Origin of the sequence: Streptomyces sp. NPDC057565, assembly GCF_042801455.1 — a bacterium.
Taxonomy (GTDB): domain Bacteria; phylum Actinomycetota; class Actinomycetes; order Streptomycetales; family Streptomycetaceae; genus Streptomyces; species Streptomyces yanii.
In genome coordinates this window covers 104216-121153 of sequence record NZ_JBHVFU010000021.1, presented here as the reverse complement: position 1 = coordinate 121153, position 16938 = coordinate 104216, and the positions used below count along the sequence as shown (strand labels likewise).

General features: G+C 68.9%; 13 protein-coding genes. 7 read left to right on the top strand and 6 right to left on the bottom strand.

What is annotated here, in order from left to right; genetic code table 11:
- Positions 1-18 precede the first annotated feature (18 nt).
- The 3 genes from ACFU8W_RS29905 to ACFU8W_RS29895 form a co-directional block, all read right to left on the bottom strand.
- Positions 19-879 (bottom strand): carbohydrate ABC transporter permease, encoded by an 861-nt coding sequence (locus tag ACFU8W_RS29905; RefSeq protein ID WP_345511335.1) that lies wholly within the window; start codon positions 877-879, stop codon positions 19-21.
- Positions 876-1745, bottom strand: coding sequence for a sugar ABC transporter permease (locus ACFU8W_RS29900; RefSeq protein WP_345511489.1), 870 nt, complete (start codon positions 1743-1745; stop codon positions 876-878). Before ACFU8W_RS29900 ends, ACFU8W_RS29905 begins: the two co-directional genes overlap by 4 nt.
- 121 nt (positions 1746-1866) lie before the next feature.
- Complete coding sequence (locus ACFU8W_RS29895; RefSeq protein ID WP_384043560.1) at positions 1867-3162, bottom strand: ABC transporter substrate-binding protein; 1296 nt, start codon at positions 3160-3162, stop codon at positions 1867-1869.
- A 413-nt stretch (positions 3163-3575) separates the two neighbouring features.
- Between ACFU8W_RS29895 and ACFU8W_RS29890 the strand changes: the two genes are divergently transcribed.
- Positions 3576-4595: a LacI family DNA-binding transcriptional regulator gene (locus tag ACFU8W_RS29890; RefSeq protein WP_384043557.1), complete on the top strand. Its 1020-nt coding sequence runs from the start codon at positions 3576-3578 to the stop codon at positions 4593-4595.
- 74 nt (positions 4596-4669) lie between these two features.
- On the top strand, positions 4670-4882 hold the full coding sequence (locus ACFU8W_RS29885; RefSeq protein ID WP_345511339.1) for a DUF4287 domain-containing protein: 213 nt from the start codon (positions 4670-4672) through the stop codon (positions 4880-4882).
- Between the two features lie 303 nt (positions 4883-5185).
- Here ACFU8W_RS29885 and ACFU8W_RS29880 read toward each other — a convergent pair whose 3' ends face one another.
- Positions 5186-6322, bottom strand: a complete 1137-nt coding sequence (locus ACFU8W_RS29880; protein ID WP_384043554.1) for a DUF2254 family protein — start codon at positions 6320-6322, stop codon at positions 5186-5188.
- Between the two features lie 440 nt (positions 6323-6762).
- Here ACFU8W_RS29880 and ACFU8W_RS29875 point away from each other — a divergent pair, with 440 nt between their 5' ends.
- From ACFU8W_RS29875 to ACFU8W_RS29855, 5 genes are all read left to right on the top strand, one after another.
- Positions 6763-7722, top strand: coding sequence for a polyphosphate kinase 2 family protein (locus ACFU8W_RS29875; protein WP_384043551.1), 960 nt, complete (start codon positions 6763-6765; stop codon positions 7720-7722).
- Positions 7723-7847: 125 nt separating this feature from the next.
- Positions 7848-10580: a cation-translocating P-type ATPase gene (locus tag ACFU8W_RS29870; RefSeq protein WP_384043548.1), complete on the top strand. Its 2733-nt coding sequence runs from the start codon at positions 7848-7850 to the stop codon at positions 10578-10580.
- A 61-nt stretch (positions 10581-10641) separates the two neighbouring features.
- Positions 10642-11139, top strand: coding sequence for a hypothetical protein (locus ACFU8W_RS29865; RefSeq protein WP_384043546.1), 498 nt, complete (start codon positions 10642-10644; stop codon positions 11137-11139).
- 405 nt (positions 11140-11544) lie between these two features.
- Entirely contained in the window at positions 11545-12600 is a 1056-nt protein-coding gene (locus ACFU8W_RS29860) for a biotin/lipoate A/B protein ligase family protein (protein ID WP_384043600.1), read from the top strand.
- 142 nt (positions 12601-12742) lie between these two features.
- Positions 12743-14194 (top strand): aldehyde dehydrogenase family protein, encoded by a 1452-nt coding sequence (locus ACFU8W_RS29855; protein ID WP_384043543.1) that lies wholly within the window; start codon positions 12743-12745, stop codon positions 14192-14194.
- A 69-nt stretch (positions 14195-14263) separates the two neighbouring features.
- Here ACFU8W_RS29855 and ACFU8W_RS29850 read toward each other — a convergent pair whose 3' ends face one another.
- Positions 14264-15397, bottom strand: a complete 1134-nt coding sequence (locus ACFU8W_RS29850) for a TIGR03364 family FAD-dependent oxidoreductase (protein ID WP_384043540.1) — start codon at positions 15395-15397, stop codon at positions 14264-14266.
- A 97-nt stretch (positions 15398-15494) separates the two neighbouring features.
- On the bottom strand, positions 15495-16850 hold the full coding sequence (locus tag ACFU8W_RS29845) for an MFS transporter (protein WP_384043537.1): 1356 nt from the start codon (positions 16848-16850) through the stop codon (positions 15495-15497).
- Positions 16851-16938: the final 88 nt, after the last annotated feature.

Below are 16938 nucleotides of genomic sequence, written 5' to 3'. Positions count from 1 at the left end.
CGGGGTGGCGGCTCGGGGTCAGCCCTTGACGGCGCCTTCACCGACGCCTCGGAAGAAGAAGCGCTGCAGGCAGGCGAAGAGCACGATGAGCGGGAGCACGGCAATGATCGTGCCCGCGGCGACGAGCCGTTCGTCGTTGGCGAAGGTTCCGTGCAGGTAGTTCAGTCCGATGGTCAGGGTGAAGTTCCCCGGGTCGCTGAGCACGATCAGCGGCCACAGGAAGTCGTCCCAGGCCCCCATGAAGGCGAAGATCGCGACGACCGCGAGGGTGCCTCTGACCGAGGGCAGGGCGATCCAGAGGAATCTCTGCCAGACATTGGCGCCGTCGACGAACGCCGCCTCCTCCACTTCGTGCGGGAGGTTGAGGAAGGCGTTGCGCATCAGCAGGACGTTCATCGCGGCGACGGAGCCCGGCAGCAGCACACCGATCAGGGTGTTGTTCAGACCGAGCTCACGCATGGTGGTGAACTGGGCGATGATGATGCCCTCGACGGGCACGAGCATGGCGAGGATGAACGCCAGCGTCGCGGCCCTGCGCCCCCGGTACCGCATCCTGGCCAGCGCGTAGCCGGCCAGTGCGGAACCGACACAGTTGGTCACCACGTTGGCGGTGGCCACCTTGAGGGAGTTCAGCGCGTAGTCCCAGACCGGGATGGTGTCGGCGACCCGTGTGTAGTTGTCCAGTGTCGGATGGCCGGGCAGGAAGCTCGGCGGCGAGCTGAAGATGTCCTCGCCGGGCCCCTTGAGCGAGGTCGAGAGCTGCCAGAGGAACGGTCCGACGGTCAGCGCGAGTACGGCGAGCAGCAGGACGTAGCGGAGCAGGAGCTGCCAGGCCGGGATGCGGCGCCCCTCGGCGTCGGTGATGGTCAGGATGCTCACGCGTCCTCCTTGCGGTCTGCGCGGAGCACCAGGAGCATCAGGGCGACCGTCACGACGAAGATGACGACGGAGATGGCCGAGGCATAGCCGACCCGCCCGGTCAGTCCGGTGCCCACGCGCTGGACGAGCATCACCAGGGTGGTGTCCTCGCCGGCCGGGCCGCCGGAGGGTCCGGCCATCAGATAGACCTCGGAGAACACCTTGAAGGCGGCGACCGAGGCCAGTGCCCCGACGAGGACCATGGTGGAGCGGACGGCGGGGACGGTCACGGTGAAGAACCGGCGTACGGCTCCGGCGCCGTCCACGGACGCCGCTTCGTGCAGTTCCCTGGGGACGTCGGCCAGCGCGGCCAGATAGATGATCATGTAGTAGCCGAGGCCCTTCCAGACCGTGACCGTCATCGCGCTGAACAGCAGCAGCCACTGGTCGCTGAGAAAGCCGACCTTGCCGATCCCCACGGCCTCCAGCACCGCGTTGATCAGCCCCCGGTCGTCCAGCATCCACACCCAGATCAGACCGACGACGACGATGGAGGCGACGACGGGGGTGTAGAACGCGGAGCGGAAGAAGGCGATGCCGGGAATGTGCCGCTGGACGAGCATCGCCAACAGCAGCGGAAGGATGACGAGGGCCGGGACGACGCCGAGGACGTACAGCGTGCTGTTCCGCAGCCCGGTCCAGAACATGTCGTCATGGATCAACTCCCGGAAGTTCGCCAGGCCGACGAACTTCCCGGGCATCAGCGTCCGGCGGTCCGTGAATGCGTTGACCAGCGTGCTGAAGAACGGAAACAGGCTGAAGGTACCGACGACGAGCAGTCCGGGAGCCGCGAACAGCCAGGGACTGAACGGAAGATGACGACTGATCCGGTGGCCGGAGCGGCCGGGGCCGGGGCGTGTACGCCGGGCCTCCGGAACCGCTGCGACGGTGTCCCCGCGCGGCGGGGAATCGGTGGGCGATGGCACGACGGGGGTCTTCACGAGGGACTCAGCTCTGCTGCAGGAGCCGGTCACAGGCCTTGACAGCGTTGTCAAGAGCTTCCTTGGGGCTCTGCTTCCCCTGCAGGGCCTTCGCGATCTGATTCCGCAGCTCGGTCTTCATCTGGTCACTGAAGAGGACGGGCGTGTAATTGACCGCCGTCTTCAGGGATTTGGCGGCGGCCACCCGGACGCGCGTCACGTCGGTGCCGTCCTCCTCGGTGAAGTACGGGTCGTCGAGGGATCCTGCGGTGCTCGGGAAGATGGCGACCTGCTTCGCGAACTCCATCTGGCGGGTCGCGTCGGTCACATAGTGCGCGAAGGCCACGGCCGCGGGCTTCTGCTTCGTCTGCGCGTTCACCATCACGCCCATGACGTACATGTTGGCCTTGCCGGTGCTGCTGATCTGGTCGGTGATCCCGATGTTCTTGTAGAGACTCGGCGCCTGCTTCTTGAAGTTCTCCAGATCCAGCGCGCTACCGGGATTCATCGCCACGGAGCCGGTGAGGAACTTGTGGCCGGACGACTCGGGGGTCGCGGTCAGGGCCTGCGGGTCGAGCGCCTTGGCGTCGTACAACTCCTTGTAGTGCGTGAGCAGTTCGATGCCCTTGGCGTCATTGAAGGCGAAGCCCGTACCGTCCTTGTTCATCAGCTGTCCGCCGTACCGGCCGAAGTCCTCGATGGTGGGTACGTTCGCCAGCGTGGCGACCCTGCCCTTGCTCTGCCCGGCCAGCCTCAGACCGGAGTCGAAGAGTTCGTCGTACGTGGTCGGCGGCTTCTCCGGGTCGAGTCCGGCCTCCTTGAAGAGGGTCTTGTTGTAGAACAGCGGGCCGGTGTTGAGGTACCAGGGGAAGGCGTACGTCCCTTCCATGCCCGGGATCCGGTGGCTCTGCCAGGCGCCGGGGAGGTACTCCTTGCGGTACTTCGACGCCGCCTTGTCGAGGTCCAGCGCGATCCCCGCCTTGGCCAGCGGTGCGACCAGGTCGGGCGAGACGTTGACGACGTCCGGCAGGGTGCCGCCGGCCGCGTCGGCGCTGATCTTGTCCGCGTAGCCCTCGGCGGGCCGGTCCACCCACTTGACCTCGGCGCCCGGGTACTTCTTCTCGAAGTCCGCGATCAGCCCGGTGAAGTACGGCTTGAAGTTGGCCTGAAGGTTCCAGGTCTGGAAGGTGATCCTGCCCTGGACCTTGCCCTCGACTTTGCCGGACCCGCCGGACGAGTCCCCGGTTCCACCTCCACAGGCGCTCAGCGGAAGGACGGCGGCGACAACGGCGGCGGCGGCGACTGCTCTGCGGGAAATGCGCACGGTGAACGGCTCCTTTGCTCGGACCAGGCGTGCGGACGGGACGCGCCGGGTCCGTGGTGGACTCATCGGCTGCGTACGCCCAGCAGACCTTCCAATGCACGCGACGCAAAGTCAATACATTCGCTTGAAGTTACGCAAACTTTCGCCATACATGCAGCTCAGAGCAGTGTTTACAGGTATTGAAGATGTTTCACTAATGCGCTTTAGGGCCATGGAGCTCAAGCGCTTTAGTCACTGGCGGACTTCGTTCGACCAGTGCCGTCGGAAGGCTTAGGATGCCCCGGGGAGGAGCGAGCGCCTCGCCCCTCGAGGACCATGCGGAACGCAGGGAGAGGGCAGACCGGGTGACACCGAAGGGGCCGCCGGGCGGGGAGACTCCGCCGACCCGGCGCACACCTGCGCGACGGCCGACCATGAAGGACATCGCCCAGCGCGCCGGAGTGTCGGAGAGCGCCGTGTCCTTCGCACTCAACGACCGCCCCGGCGTCTCGGACATCACCCGGGACCGCATCCGGCGCGTCGCCGAACAGCTGGGCTGGCGGCCGAGCACCGCCGCCCGCGCACTGTCGGGCGAGGGATCCGCCACCGTGGGCCTCGTCGTGGCCCGCCCCGCGGCGAGTCTGGGCGTGGACTCGTTCTTCCTGCAGCTGATCTCGGGCATTCAGGAGGTGCTGGCCGAGCGCCAACTCGGCCTGCTCTTCCAGGTGGTGGAGGACGTAACCGCCGAGTGCGCCGTCTACCGGCGGTGGTGGGCGGAGCACCGGGTCGACGGGGTGTTGGTCGTCGATCCGCGGACGGACGACCCGCGTGCCGAACTGCTGGACGAACTCGGGCTGCCCGGAGTCGTCATCGGGGCGCTCCCCGGCAGCGACACCGGTCCGCACCCGGGCCTCTCCCAGGTGCGCGCGGACGATGCGGGCGCCATGGCGGCGATCGTGGGCCGGCTGCACGAGCTGGGGCACCGGCGCATCGTGCACATCGCGGGCCTGCCCACGCTCGCCCACACCGATCGGCGCATCCGCTCCCTGCGCATCGAGGCGGACCGGCGCGGGCTGGCCGAGGCCCACTCGGTGACCACGGACTACTCCGATACGGAGGGGGCGGCTGTCACCCGCCGGGTGCTGGAACAGTCCGTACCGCCGACCGCGATCATCTACGACAACGATGTGATGGCCGCGGCAGGGACCGCCGTCATCGCGGGACTCGGCATCTCGGTCCCCCGCGACGTGTCGGTCGTGTCGTGGGAGGACTCCGCGCTGTGCAGGCTGACGGCCCCGTGGCTGACCGCGCTGTCCCGGGACACGGTCGCGTTCGGGCGCATCGCCGCACGGGAGCTGACCGCGCTGCTGGACGGCGGCGCGGCCCGCACCGTACAGGTACCGCTGCCCGGGCTGATCGAACGCGGAAGCACGGCCCCGGCGCACGGCAGTTGACGGAACCGCACCCTGTCCGGCAGCGCTCTTCCCGGCCTCCGGCAACGGCCGGTGCGCCGTGACAGACTGCGGTCATGACTGAAGCCGTGAAGGGCCCCGCCAGCTACTTTCCGTCGATCGAGAAGGCGTACGGCCGGCCGATCCCGGAGTGGAAGGACCTCATTCGGTCCTCGCCCCTGACCAAGCACATGGAGCTGGTCTCCTGGCTCAAGGCCGAGCACGGTCTCGGCCACGGCCACGCCAACGCCCTCGTCGCGCACACCCTCGCGGAGGACAAGGGCAAGTAGCGGCGCCGTGATCGCCGGGTCGCCTCGGTGATCACGGCTCGCATGGCCGGGGTGAGTTGCACGGAGTGAACCCGGTCTCCGGTGGCGTTTCACTGGTGCGCACCGGTTCGAGGGCGGTGCGGCATCCTGCTCTCCGAGGGCGGTCGGCGGTCCCGCCCGTATCGCTCACCGGCCTGCCGTACGAGGTCCTGGCGGCAACTGCGCGCGAGGAGTGGCTGCGCAGGTTCGAGACCGAGCTCGCCAGAACGGGTGCCGGAGCTCGTTCTCGCGTGCCCAGTCGGCTGCGGACGCGCCCGCAGCACCTCAACTGAAGAGCGGGTGCTTGTCGGTGAACTCCCTCTCGATCCACGCCAGCCGCTCCTCGATGGACCGTCGGCACGGCTCCGGTGCTACGTTCCGCAGCCTGCTCAGCAGCGCCCGAACTCGGGACAGCACCATCGGCGAGTTGGAGGCCGCCCAGAGCATGTCGTCGATGCCGACACGGATGAACTCGTCCCAGGACGGCAGGCACAGCACCACCCGCACAGAGCCGTCGTCCCCGGCGATCGACCGGGCGCCGAGGTCCGCCGAGGTGAGGTAGCGCAGCAGGTCCTCCGTGGCATCGAGAACCTGCACAGCGGTCGCCGGGTCGTTGATCGCCGAGGAGAGCGCACGCAACCCGATGTCGGACAGCAGCCGGAAGGCAAGCATCGGATCCTGGTGGAACGTGCGCTCGACCCCGGCGACCACCGACCGCAGCACCTGGTCGCCGGGGACCCGCCCGCCGCGCACCTCCGCCACGACGTCGCCTGCGTAAAGCGTGGTCCCGACCGGCACCCTCAGCACGATGACCGCATCGGCCGACGCAGCCACCCGCAGCAACCTCAGCAGGTCCACCTGCCCGACAACGACTGCGCCGTGCGGCCACACGACACTCGACGTCACCTCGGGCAGGCATCGGGGCCCGTCCCCCTCCTCCGCCGCCCGGGGTGCGGTGCCCGCAGGCGGGTAGAAGGTGCGCAGCACCTTGCGTCCCCGGTCGCGTACATCGGTGAGGACGTGGGCGAGCTGGATGGACCGAAGGGCACCGAGCTGCAGCCGCCGAACCAGCACCAGAGCCGCAGCCGACAGGACCAGGGTCGCGGTGGGAACGGTCACCGACACAGTCGGCTCGGAACCGATCGCCAGAATCGCGGTGACCGCGAAGACCAGCAGTCCGACCACGAAGGCGAAGACGCGCCACACCGCCGGGTCGGACCGGAACAGGGCCAGCCGATGACTGAAGTTCCCGGCCGCCCACTGCACCACCAGGAACAGCAGCGAGAAGATCAGCGTGGTGACGCTCAGCACCCCCAGACCGACCACCTTCAGCACGTCCACCGCCCGGTCGGAGGCCACCTGGTAGCCGCCGTCGATCCTCGGCAGGGCCATCCCCAGCACGAGCCCCGCCGCCGCGGCCACCGCTTGGGCGCTCCCGGCACGCAACGCGCGCCGTGGACGTACGACACGTTCGGCCGACTGATCCGAACCGAACGATGTCGACGGAGGGACGTCCACGGTGGTCTCCGATCGAGGGCACGGCCGCAAGGAAATGACACGCTCGGACCACGGACGGCGCCTGGCAAGACGCCATGCCGCCATGCGACCGAACGGACCTGCCACGCCCGTCTTCGGCACTGCCATCAACTCAAGGAAGCGGGACGCTCCTCCGGTTGAGCGAGCGCCGGTTCAGGCGAACGGCCGCGGTGCGGTTGCTCCGACCTCCCGGACTGCGGAGCCTGGTCAGTACCGCCCTCGCAGAGCCGGCTCGGCTGCTGCTGGGGTAAGGAGCCGATGGTCGCGGGCCGCGATCGCGGCGGCCGGCAGCGCCGGCCGTGACCGGAGAGAGGAGCTGGCCGGCGATGGCGGACACGTGGGCCGAGCGCATCGCGACGTTCATCGAGCCGCTGCGCGTGAAGCCCGGGTCGACGGTGGACCTGGCCAAGGACTTCGATCCCCGCTACAAAGGGCACCTGAAGAAGCGGCAGGGCGTCGAACTGCTGCGTACCGGCGTGTCGCTGCTCGCCGAGTACCAGATGCGGCTGGCCGCCCAGGACACGTACGGGGTGCTGCTCTGCCTCCAGGCGCTCGACGCCGGAGGCAAGGACGGGACGATCCGCCACGTCATGAGCGGGGTGAACCCGCAGGGCGTGAAGGTCAGCAGCTTCAAGGTTCCCTCGGCCCAGGAACTCGGCCATGACTACCTGTGGCGCTACGCCCGCCAACTGCCCGCGCGCGGAGACATCGCGATCTTCAACCGCTCGCACTACGAGGAGGTCCTCGTCGTACGGGTGCACCCCGAGGTTCTCGACCGGCAGAGGCTGCCGCAGTCTGTCCGGGGGACGGAGATCTGGGACCGCCGCTACCGGGAGATCAACGCCTGGGAGCGCTACCTCACCGACAACGGGTTCAAGGTGGCGAAGATCTTCCTGAACCTCTCCAAGGAGGAGCAGCGCACCCGCTTCCTCAAGCGGATCGACCTGCCCGAGAAGAACTGGAAGTTCTCCGCGGCCGACGTCCGGGAGCGCCGCCGGTGGGACGACTACCAGCTCGCGTTCTCCGAGATGCTGTCGGCCACGAGTACGAAGTGGGCGCCCTGGTACGTCGTACCGGCGGACCGGAAGTGGTTCGCGCGCATCTGCGCGGCCTCGGTGCTCGCCCACACACTGATGGACATCGATCCCCAGTACCCCACGGTCGGGGACAAGGCCCGGAAGGACCTGCTCAGCGCCCGGCGGGAGTTGGAGAAGGAGGCCCCCCGAGGAGCCCAGGCCGACCCGCACGAAACCCGCCGTCGGGCGAAGAGAGCGAAGCGCACCTAGGGCACTGTCCTGTCGGCCTTCGTGGATCGGCCCGGGGCGCCAGGCGTTCCGGGCCACGAAGACCGCCGGGACAGTGCCTGCGACGGACCGGCGGGCCGGAAGCAGACCGGTCGAGGATCGGAGGCATGACGATGACGGTGCAGCAGCACCCTGCGGGGCAGCGTCCGCCGCCCCCGGCAGACTGGTACGCGCGTTCTCCGCAGGACGTCGCATCGGCGCTCGGTGTGGACCCGGCCGTCGGGCTCTCCGCGGTGCGGGTGGCGGAGCTGCTGGCCGCGAACGGCCCGAACGCACTGCCCGAGGAGCAGCCGCGCCCGGCCTGGCGGCGCTTCCTGGACGAGTACCGCAGCTACATGCAGATCATCCTCGTGGCCGCCGCGCTGGTCTCGTTCCTGATCAAGCAGTGGAGCACCGCGATCCTGCTCGTCCTGCTCACGCTGCTGAACGCGGTTGTCGGCCTGCGCCAGCAGGGCAAGGCCGAGAGCGCGATGAACGCGCTGAAGTCGATGATGAAGGCGACGGCCAGAGTGCGCCGCGACGGCACCGAGTCCGAGATCCCGGCCGAACAGCTCGTCGCGGGCGACATCGTGCTCATCGCCGCCGGTGACCAGGTGCCCGCCGACGGACGCATCATCGAGGCCAACGCCCTGCAGATCGACGAGTCGGCGCTCACCGGCGAGAGCATCCCCGCCGCCAAGGACGCCGGCACCCTGCCGCACAGGGAGCGCCGGCCGGGGCCCGGCGACCAGACCAACATGGCCTTCATGAACACCCCGGTCACGCACGGCAGCGGTGTTCTGGTCATCACCGGAACGGGCGAGGACACCGAGCTCGGCAAGATCTCCGGAATGCTGTCGGCCACCGCCAAGGAGGAGTCGCCGCTCACCAAGGAACTCAACGCCCTGACGCTGTGGATCGCGACGGCGGCCGGACTGACCATGGTCGTGATGTTCGCCCTGGGCCGCGCTCGCGGCCAGGCATGGGACACGCTGTTCGTCAGCGCCGTCTCCCTGGCCATCGCGGCCATCCCCGAGGCGCTGCCCACGGTGACCCAGGTGATCCTCTCCGTCGGCAGCCTCAACCTGGCGAAGCGCAACGCCATCGTGAAGGAACTGCCCTCGGTCGAGACCCTCGGCTTCACCTCGGCGATCAACTCCGACAAGACCGGCACCCTGACGATGAACCAGATGACCGCCGTCGAGGTGGTGAGCCCCACCGACCGGTACACCGTCTCGGGCATCGGCTACGGGCTCGAGGGGAAGATCCACCACGCCGCGGGCTCCTCGGCGGGCATCGAGGACGCGATCCTCCCGTACGTCGTCGCCAGCGACGCGAACCTGGTGGACGGCACCGTCGTGGGCGACCCCACCGAGGGAGCACTGCTCGTCCTCGGCCACAAGGCCGGGCTGGACATCGAAGCGACCCGGGAACGGCTGCCCCGGCTCGCCACTCTCCCGTTCGACCCCGACTACAAGCTGATGGCCACCTTTCACAAGGCCGTCGATGCCTCGGGGCGGCCCGTCGTGCGGTGCTTCGTCAAAGGCGCGGCGCCGGCCGTCATGTCCCGGGCCGGCACCGCGCTGGCGGCGGGCACCGCCGTCCCGTGGGACGCGGAGCTGAGCCGGCGCGCCCGCGAGCAGACCGAGCGGATGGGCAGCGAGGGACGACGTGTCATGGCTGCGGCCACCCGTGACCTGGACCCGGCGGACTTCGATCCGGACGGCGATCTCCTCGCCTTCGTCACCGATCTCCGGATGACCAGCCTCGTCGGCATGATCGATCCGCCCCGCGACGAGTCCCGTGCCGCCGTGGCCAGCGCCCAGGCCGCCCACATCCGGGTCCGCATGGTCACCGGGGACGACGTCACCACCGGCGCCGCCATCGCCGGACAGCTCGGGATCCCCGGCGAGGCCATCCTGGGCGCGGACTTCGCCGCCCTGCCGGAACACGAGCAACTCGCCCGCATCGACGACATCGGCGTCGTCGGCCGTGTCGCGCCGGAGCACAAGGTCCTGCTCGCCGACACCCTCAAGAAGAAGGGCGACGTCGTGGCGATGACCGGTGACGGTGTCAACGACGCGCCCGCCATCAAGGCCGCCGACATCGGCATCGCCATGGGCACGGGCACGGACGTGGCCAAGAACGCCGGCCGGATGATCCTCTCCGACGACAACTTCGCCACGATCGTCTACGCCGTGGAGGAGGGCAGAAAGCTCTACGACAACCTCACCAAGTACATCCGCTTCGTCCTCCTGCTGCTGGTCACCTTCGTACTGACCTTCCTCGGCGCCGCCCTCTTCAACATCGCCGCCGGTGAACCGTTCACCCCGCCCCAGGTCCTCTGGGTCCACTTCATCGTCAACGCCCCCTTCGGCTTCGCCCTCGGCTTCGACCAGGTGAGCCCCGGGCTCATGCGGCGCACGCCGCGCCCACGCGGGGAATCGGTGCTGACCAAGGCCGTGCTGGTCACCATCGGCCTCGGCGGGCTGACCATCACCGTCCTCCTGCTCGCCCTCATCAAAGTGGGCGAGAGCCACTTCGACAGCGCCCGGATCGGCAACTCGATGGCGTTCACCGCCTTCGCCCTCTGCCTGATCGTCGCCGCGTTCGAATGCCGCAGCGAGACCGGCTCCGTGTTCACGACCGCGACCTTCGACAGCAAACAGATGAACTGGGCCGCATTCTCCGAGTTCGTCCTCGCGGTGCTGGTCACCCAGATGGACGGCTTCCGCCGCATCCTCGGCACCACCGAGATCGACCTCCGGCAGTTCGGCTGGGCACTGCTGGCCGCCCTCGTGCTCCTGCTCCTGTGGGAACTGGGCAAGCTCCTGGCGCGCAGAGCCCGGGCCGCCGCCTGAGCGGGAGCCTGTCCGGTGCAGCCGGGCGGGCTCCCGCCCTTCGACACGTTAATGACCGACCGTGGTGAACGTTATTATCTGCCACGACTTCCCCTTCTCGACAGGTGGTTACTTGCAGGCCCTCCGGCTGGACTCCGTCGTTTCTGCTTATGTGCAGCAGGTTCCGCGATCCTGTGCTGTGCTCGACGAAATAAGAACGAGCGATCCCGAACTCGTTGCAGAATGGGAAGGGGGACGAATTCCTGACTTGCTGGAGTTTCTGCTGACGGCCTTCAGCAGGCCGATCCTCCTGCCTCTGCTGCGGAGCGGAGAGCCCTCTTCTGGTGATATCGATGCCTGCTTCGGCTACATCGAGGGGCTGTCATCGAATGAAAGCAATCATTTTCGGGAGTCGATGCTCTTCGGTGTCTTCGAACAATTCCTGGAGGGGCGGGATATTGTATTGCGCGCCTATCGGTACAGCCTTCCGGTGACTCGATCCAGGATTGCAGGAATGCTGAGCGCCTACCCTGAAACGTACAATGAAATTCGCCCCGACCTGGAGGCGCTCGACGGATGAGGTATGTCGGCTTCACGGTCGGGCGGGTGCGTACGGTCGACCGGGCGGCCGTGGAGGCGCGGCTGGGCACCCCACCGCACTGGTTCCGGAGCACGTGAGCTTTGCCACGCTGCGTCCCCGTGATGTCTCGGGGCGTCCTTCCCCTTGATCAGAGGAGGTCGTGCTCGACGGCCTCCTCTGCAGGGAGGTACCGGTGATGAAGGCCGGGCGCAGAACAGGTGGGGCATGCGGGGCTGGGCCGGGTCGCATGACGCGTCATGGACCACACGTCCGTACCGCGAGCACCGTGCTCCTGGACAGCAGGTTCATCACGGCGAATGCGCGGATTAATCCGTACGGCGGCGGAGTTGTAGCTGATCAGAGCCGACTCGCGGACGGGAGTCGGGCGGAACGGAAGGCATGGCTGTGCACGGTGAGTACAAGGTCCCCGGCGGCAAGCTCGTCGTGGTCGATCTGGACGTCGAGGGCGGCGCACTGCGCAAGGTACGGGTCGCCGGGGACTTCTTCCTCGAACCCGACGACGCCATCCTCGCCATCGACGCGGCTCTGGAGGGCGCCCCGGCCCACACCGACACCGCAGGGCTCGCCGCCCGCATCGACGCGGCGCTGCCCGCGTCGACCGTGATGCTGGGTCTCACCTCGGAGGGCGTGGCCGTCGCCGTACGCCGCGCCCTCGCACACGCCACCGAGTGGAGCGACTACGACTGGCAGCTCATCCACGAGGCCCCGCAGTCCCCCGCCCTCCACATGGCGCTCGACGAGGTCATCACCGCCGAGGTGGCGGCGGGCCGCCGCCCGCCGACGCTGCGGGTCTGGGAGTGGGCCTCCCCCGCGGTGATCATCGGCAGCTTCCAGTCGCTGCGCAACGAGGTGGACCCGGCGGGCGCCGCGCGCCACGGCATCACGGTGGTGCGTCGCATCTCCGGTGGCGGGGCCATGTTCGTGGAACCGGGCAACACCATCACGTACTCGCTCTCCGTCCCCGATTCTCTGGTCTCCGGCCTCTCCTTCGCCGACAGTTACGCCTATCTGGACGACTGGGTGCTCGGGGCGCTCGGCGACATGGGCATCAAGGCCTGGTACCAGCCGCTCAACGACATCGCCACGGACGCCGGGAAGATCGCGGGCGCGGCGCAGAAACGAGTGGTCGGCGGAGAGGGCGCCGTGCTGCATCACGTGACCATGGCGTACGACATCGACGCCGACAAGATGCTCGACGTGCTCCGGATCGGCAAGGAGAAACTCTCCGACAAGGGCACCGGGAGCGCCAAGAAGCGCGTCGATCCGCTGCGGCGGCAGACCGGTCTGACGCGTGAAGCCGTCATCGAGCGGATGATCGACTCCTTCCGGACCCGGCACGGCCTCACCCGGGGGAACGTGACGGACGAGGAGATGGCGAGGGCCGAGGAACTCGTGGCCACGAAGTTCGGGACCGAGGAGTGGACCGCACGCGTGCCGTAGGGCTCCGCCCCGCCGCTCCGGGCCCCCGATAGGTCGCGGCTATCGGGGGCATTCGCCAATCGCGCATTGTGACAGCCCTTCTCCTGCGCCAGCCTGACCTGGTCCGGCACTGCTGCCGGTGGGTCCAAATGAAGGGGAGGGCATGTCACAGCACCTTCGGCTCAACTTCATCGACGGACAGTGGGTCCCCGCGGAGTCGGGGCAGGTCCGGGAGAACGTCAATCCCGCCGATTTCGCCGATGTGATCGGTGAGTTCACCGAATCCGGCGGTGTCGACGTCGACCAGGCGGTCGACGCGGCCGCCGCCGCACTTCCGTCCTGGCGCGGCCGTGGCCCGATCGAACGGGCCGCGTATCTGACCGCGGCCGGCCGCATCCTCGGCGAACGGGCCGCGGAGGTCGCCGCCGTGATCACCCGCGAACAGGGCAAGCTGCTGAGCGAGGCGCGCGGCGAGGTGAACCGGGCGCGGGCCGTGCTGGAATTCACCGCCGGTCAGGCGCGGCTGCTCGGTGGGGTGACTGCCCCCGCGGAGGAGGAGCGCACCTTTGCGTACACCTTCAGGAAGCCCATCGGGGTCGTGGGGCTGGTGTCGCCGTGGAACTTCCCCCTCGCGATCCCGATGTGGAAGGTGGCACCCGCGCTGCTGTCCGGATGCACGGCGGTGCTCAAGCCGTCCCCGCTCACCCCGCTGACCTCGGCGCTCCTGGTGGAGATATTCCAGCAGGCGGGTCTCCCCGGCGGGGTGCTGAATCTGGTCCAGGGCGATGTGGCGGCGGGCGAGGCACTGGTCGCCAACCCGGCTGTCGCGGGCATCAGTTTCACCGGATCGCTGCCGGTCGGCACCGCCATCCACGCCGGGGGTGCGCATCGGCTGCTCCGCACCCAGCTCGAACTCGGCGGAAAGAACGCACTGATCGTGTGCGACGACGCCGATCTCGCCAAGGCCGTGGACGCCGTGGTGCACGGAGCCTTCGGTCAGGCGGGGCAGCGCTGCTCGGCGACGAGCCGGGTGGTGGTCGACGTACGGGTACGGGAGGAGTTCCTCGACCGGCTCGTCGGGCAGGTCGCGGGGCTGCGGGTGGGCCCCGGGGACGATCCCGCGTCCCGGATCTGCCCGGTGGTCAACACCGCCCGCACGGAAGCGGCGTTGGCGGCCGTCGCCGGCGCGCAGCGCGACGGTGGCAAGGTGCTGTGCGGGGGTGGGCGGGAGCGGCGTGACGATCTGCCCGAGGGTTGCTACGTACAGCCGACCGTCATCCGTGATGTGCCGTGGGACAGCGAGCTGGCCCAGGAGGAGGTGTTCGGACCGGTGCTGGCCGTCGTCGACGCGGACGGGTTCGACGAGGCCATGACGATAGCCAACTCGGTGAAGTACGGGATGTCGGGGACCGTCTTCACCGCGTCCCAGTCGCGGGCGTTCGAGGCGATCGACCGGTTCGAGGCGGGGATGCTCCATGTGAACCGTCCCGGTGTCGGGGCCTACGCCCATCTGCCGCATGTCGGTTCGAAGGCCTCCCAGTACGGGCCGCCGGAGTGCTCCCCCGAGGTGTGGGACTTCTACACCGAGTGGCACTCGGCCTGCATCGCCTACTGAGCCTCCGCACGGCCCGGAACATGCCGATGCCCCTCATCCGCCCGGCAGATGAGGGGCATCGGCGTGACGTCAGGTGTTGATGATGTCCTCCGCCAGTCCGAACGAGAGCGTCATCCCCGCTCCGCCGACCCCGTTGACCACGGTGACGCCCGGTTCCGGCTCGACGACCAGTTCGGTCCGGCCGTCCCGCAGCGACGGGTAGTAGCCCACCCAGCGCTCGGTGATCCGCGGGTCGGGCAGCACGGCGAACGTATCGAGGTAGTCGAGGACCGCCTGGTTGATCGTCTCGTCCTCGAAGGGGTCGAGCGTCTTGGCGTACGCGTGGCTGTCACCGATCGTCAGACGTCCGTCGGCCGTCTGGGAGAGCAGCACATGAATGCCGTTCTCCCGGTGGAAGGGCAATTCGAGTCCCATCCGCTCGGCGAGCCGGGCCTTGGACGTGCAGTCGTCGAACGCCGCGTAGTGCAGCAGGGTCAGCCCGCCGCAGAGCATCGGGCCGAGCTCCCAGCCGTCCGGCTGGGGGCCCGTCCGCATCATCTGGAGCTTGCAGCGCACCAGGCCGCTCTCCGCGAAGACGTCGGGGTACAGGGTCTCGAAGTCGTTGCCGCTGCAGACGTAGGCCCGGTCGACCGACCAGTCGCCGTCGGTCGTCTCCACGGTCGGCAGATTGATGCCCCGGACGGTCGCCCCGAACCTGATGTCGACGCCGTACTCGGCGACCAGATGCGAGGCGAGTGCCGGGATGGCCCGGCGCGGGTCGACGTTGAGCTCGGTCGGGCTCCACATCGCGGCGAGGAGCCCGTCGGCGCGGGTCGTGCCGGAGCGCTCCAGTGTCTCCCGCGGCGTGATCATCCTGACGCCCCGTTCCCGGGCGGGCGGCGTGGTCGCGAGAAACTCTTCGAGCACGTCCACCTCGTCGGGGTGGTGGGCCAGGTGCAGTGATCCGGTCTCGGCGGCCCACAGGCCGGTCTTGGCGGCGGTCTCCAGCCAGATCTCACGGCTGCGCAGCGCCCGCTCGTACGTCGCGCCGCGCTGCTGGCCGATGGACCAGATCATGCCGAAGTTCCGGATGGAGGCGCCCACGGCGTAGTCGTCGCGCTCGAACAGGACGACCCGGTCGCCGCGGCGGGCGGCGGCCAGCGCGTGGGCGAGGCCGACGATTCCGCCGCCGACGACAGCGGTGTCGGCTCGGTTCACAGTCATGGTGATCCCCTTCTCAAGGCGTACGGAATGAGGGTGCGCGGTCCGGTGGCGTACGGGGTTCGGCGTACCGGCCGACGGCGTACGGCCCGTGGCGTGCTCACGCGGTGCGCGGAAGCCGGTTCCAGTGGGGCAGCATCAGCAGCCCGGCGAGCAGCGCGGCCCCGGCGAAGCCGGTGAACAGGACGCCGCCGGAGAGGAATCCCGGCAGCAGCCCGCCGAGGATCGCACCGATCGAACCGCAGCCGTTGACCAGTCCGGCGGCCGTCCCCGCGCCCTTGGCGCTGCCGAAGTCGACCGCTGCGACGCACGAGATCATGGCGTCGGCCGCGTACACGGAGAGACCGATCACCGCAAGCACCGCGATCATCACCTCGGCGCTGCCGGCGGCGGTGAGCGGCATGAACAGAGCGAGCGCGGCGGTCAGTACACCGAGCGCGATGACGCAGGCGGGTGCCCGCCGGGACTGGAAGAACCGGTCGGAGACCCAGCCGACGAGAATCGGGGCGAGGATGCCCGCGACGCCGAAGGCGACGGGGATGAGGGTGGCGCCGACCTTGTCGATCTCGGGCAGCCGACGGCTGACGATCACCGGTCCCCAGAGCAGGATGGCGTACCGCGCGGGCTTGAGCAGGAAGTACGAGAGTCCCAGTGTGAGCACCATGCGGTCGCGCAGCGTCTCCCGGTAGAGGGCGAGACCGGTGAGGGAGGGCTCGGTCGGGACGGCTTCGGGCGTGGTGCCGGATTCGGGATCCGTCTCCTCGGTGGGCTCGACCAGACCGACATCCTGCGGCGTGTTGCGCTGGAAGAGCACGAAGAGCAGCAGCACGGCGGCGAGTGTGGCCGCGCCGGCCAGGAACGCCGCGTGCCAGCTGTCGAAGACCGAGTACGCGACCCAGCCGAGGAACGGTGGTGCGGCCAGGCCCCCGAACGCGTAGTTGGTGGACCACAGCCCCAGGATCCGCCCGCGTTCGGCCACGGTGAAGAAGTTGCCCATGTTCTTGCAGAGCGGCGCCCACCCGGCCGACTGCGACAGTCCCTGCAGGACCATCGCACCGCCGAACACCAGAAGTGCGCTGCTCACGCCCATGATGCAGGCGGCGGCAACGGCCCCGATCATGCCGCCGATGACCACGACGCGGGGGCCGAACCGGTCGGCCCACATGCCCCACAGGAACTGCCCGGCCGCATAGGCCGCGAGGTAGACGGCGTCGATGACGCCCAGCGCACGCTCGGTGAGCACGGTGTTGACGGCGGGATCGTCGAGGATGCCGAGTTTCGCGACGGAGAATGCCTGCCGTACGAAGTAGAAGCCTGCGTAGGCGATCCAGGTGATCGCGAAGATCTGCCGGCGCCAGCGGGCGGCGCGGGCGCTCCGCAGGATCGGTGAGATCCGGTCCAGTGCGTCGCGGGTGGTGACGGGTGATCCTTGTTTCTGTGGTACGAGGTCGGCCATGGCGGGGTCCTGTCCTCGATGTGCGCGGTTGGGGAGATGAGCGGTTCGGTGGGGGCGGTCCGCAGGCATGACAAGGGCATGGCACGGC

What these genes read in the sequence shown, in the direction of transcription:
- ACFU8W_RS29875 (WP_384043551.1), top strand. Translation starts at nt 6,763, where the DNA reads ATGGCGGACACGTGGGCCGAGCGCATCGCGACGTTCATCGAGCCGCTG.
- ACFU8W_RS29850 (WP_384043540.1), bottom strand. Translation starts at nt 15,397, where the DNA reads ATGACTGTGAACCGAGCCGACACCGCTGTCGTCGGCGGCGGAATCGTC.
- ACFU8W_RS29885 (WP_345511339.1), top strand. Translation starts at nt 4,670, where the DNA reads ATGACTGAAGCCGTGAAGGGCCCCGCCAGCTACTTTCCGTCGATCGAG.
- ACFU8W_RS29870 (WP_384043548.1), top strand. Translation starts at nt 7,848, where the DNA reads ATGACGATGACGGTGCAGCAGCACCCTGCGGGGCAGCGTCCGCCGCCC.
- ACFU8W_RS29890 (WP_384043557.1), top strand. Translation starts at nt 3,576, where the DNA reads ATGAAGGACATCGCCCAGCGCGCCGGAGTGTCGGAGAGCGCCGTGTCC.
- ACFU8W_RS29845 (WP_384043537.1), bottom strand. Translation starts at nt 16,850, where the DNA reads ATGGCCGACCTCGTACCACAGAAACAAGGATCACCCGTCACCACCCGC.
- ACFU8W_RS29855 (WP_384043543.1), top strand. Translation starts at nt 12,743, where the DNA reads ATGTCACAGCACCTTCGGCTCAACTTCATCGACGGACAGTGGGTCCCC.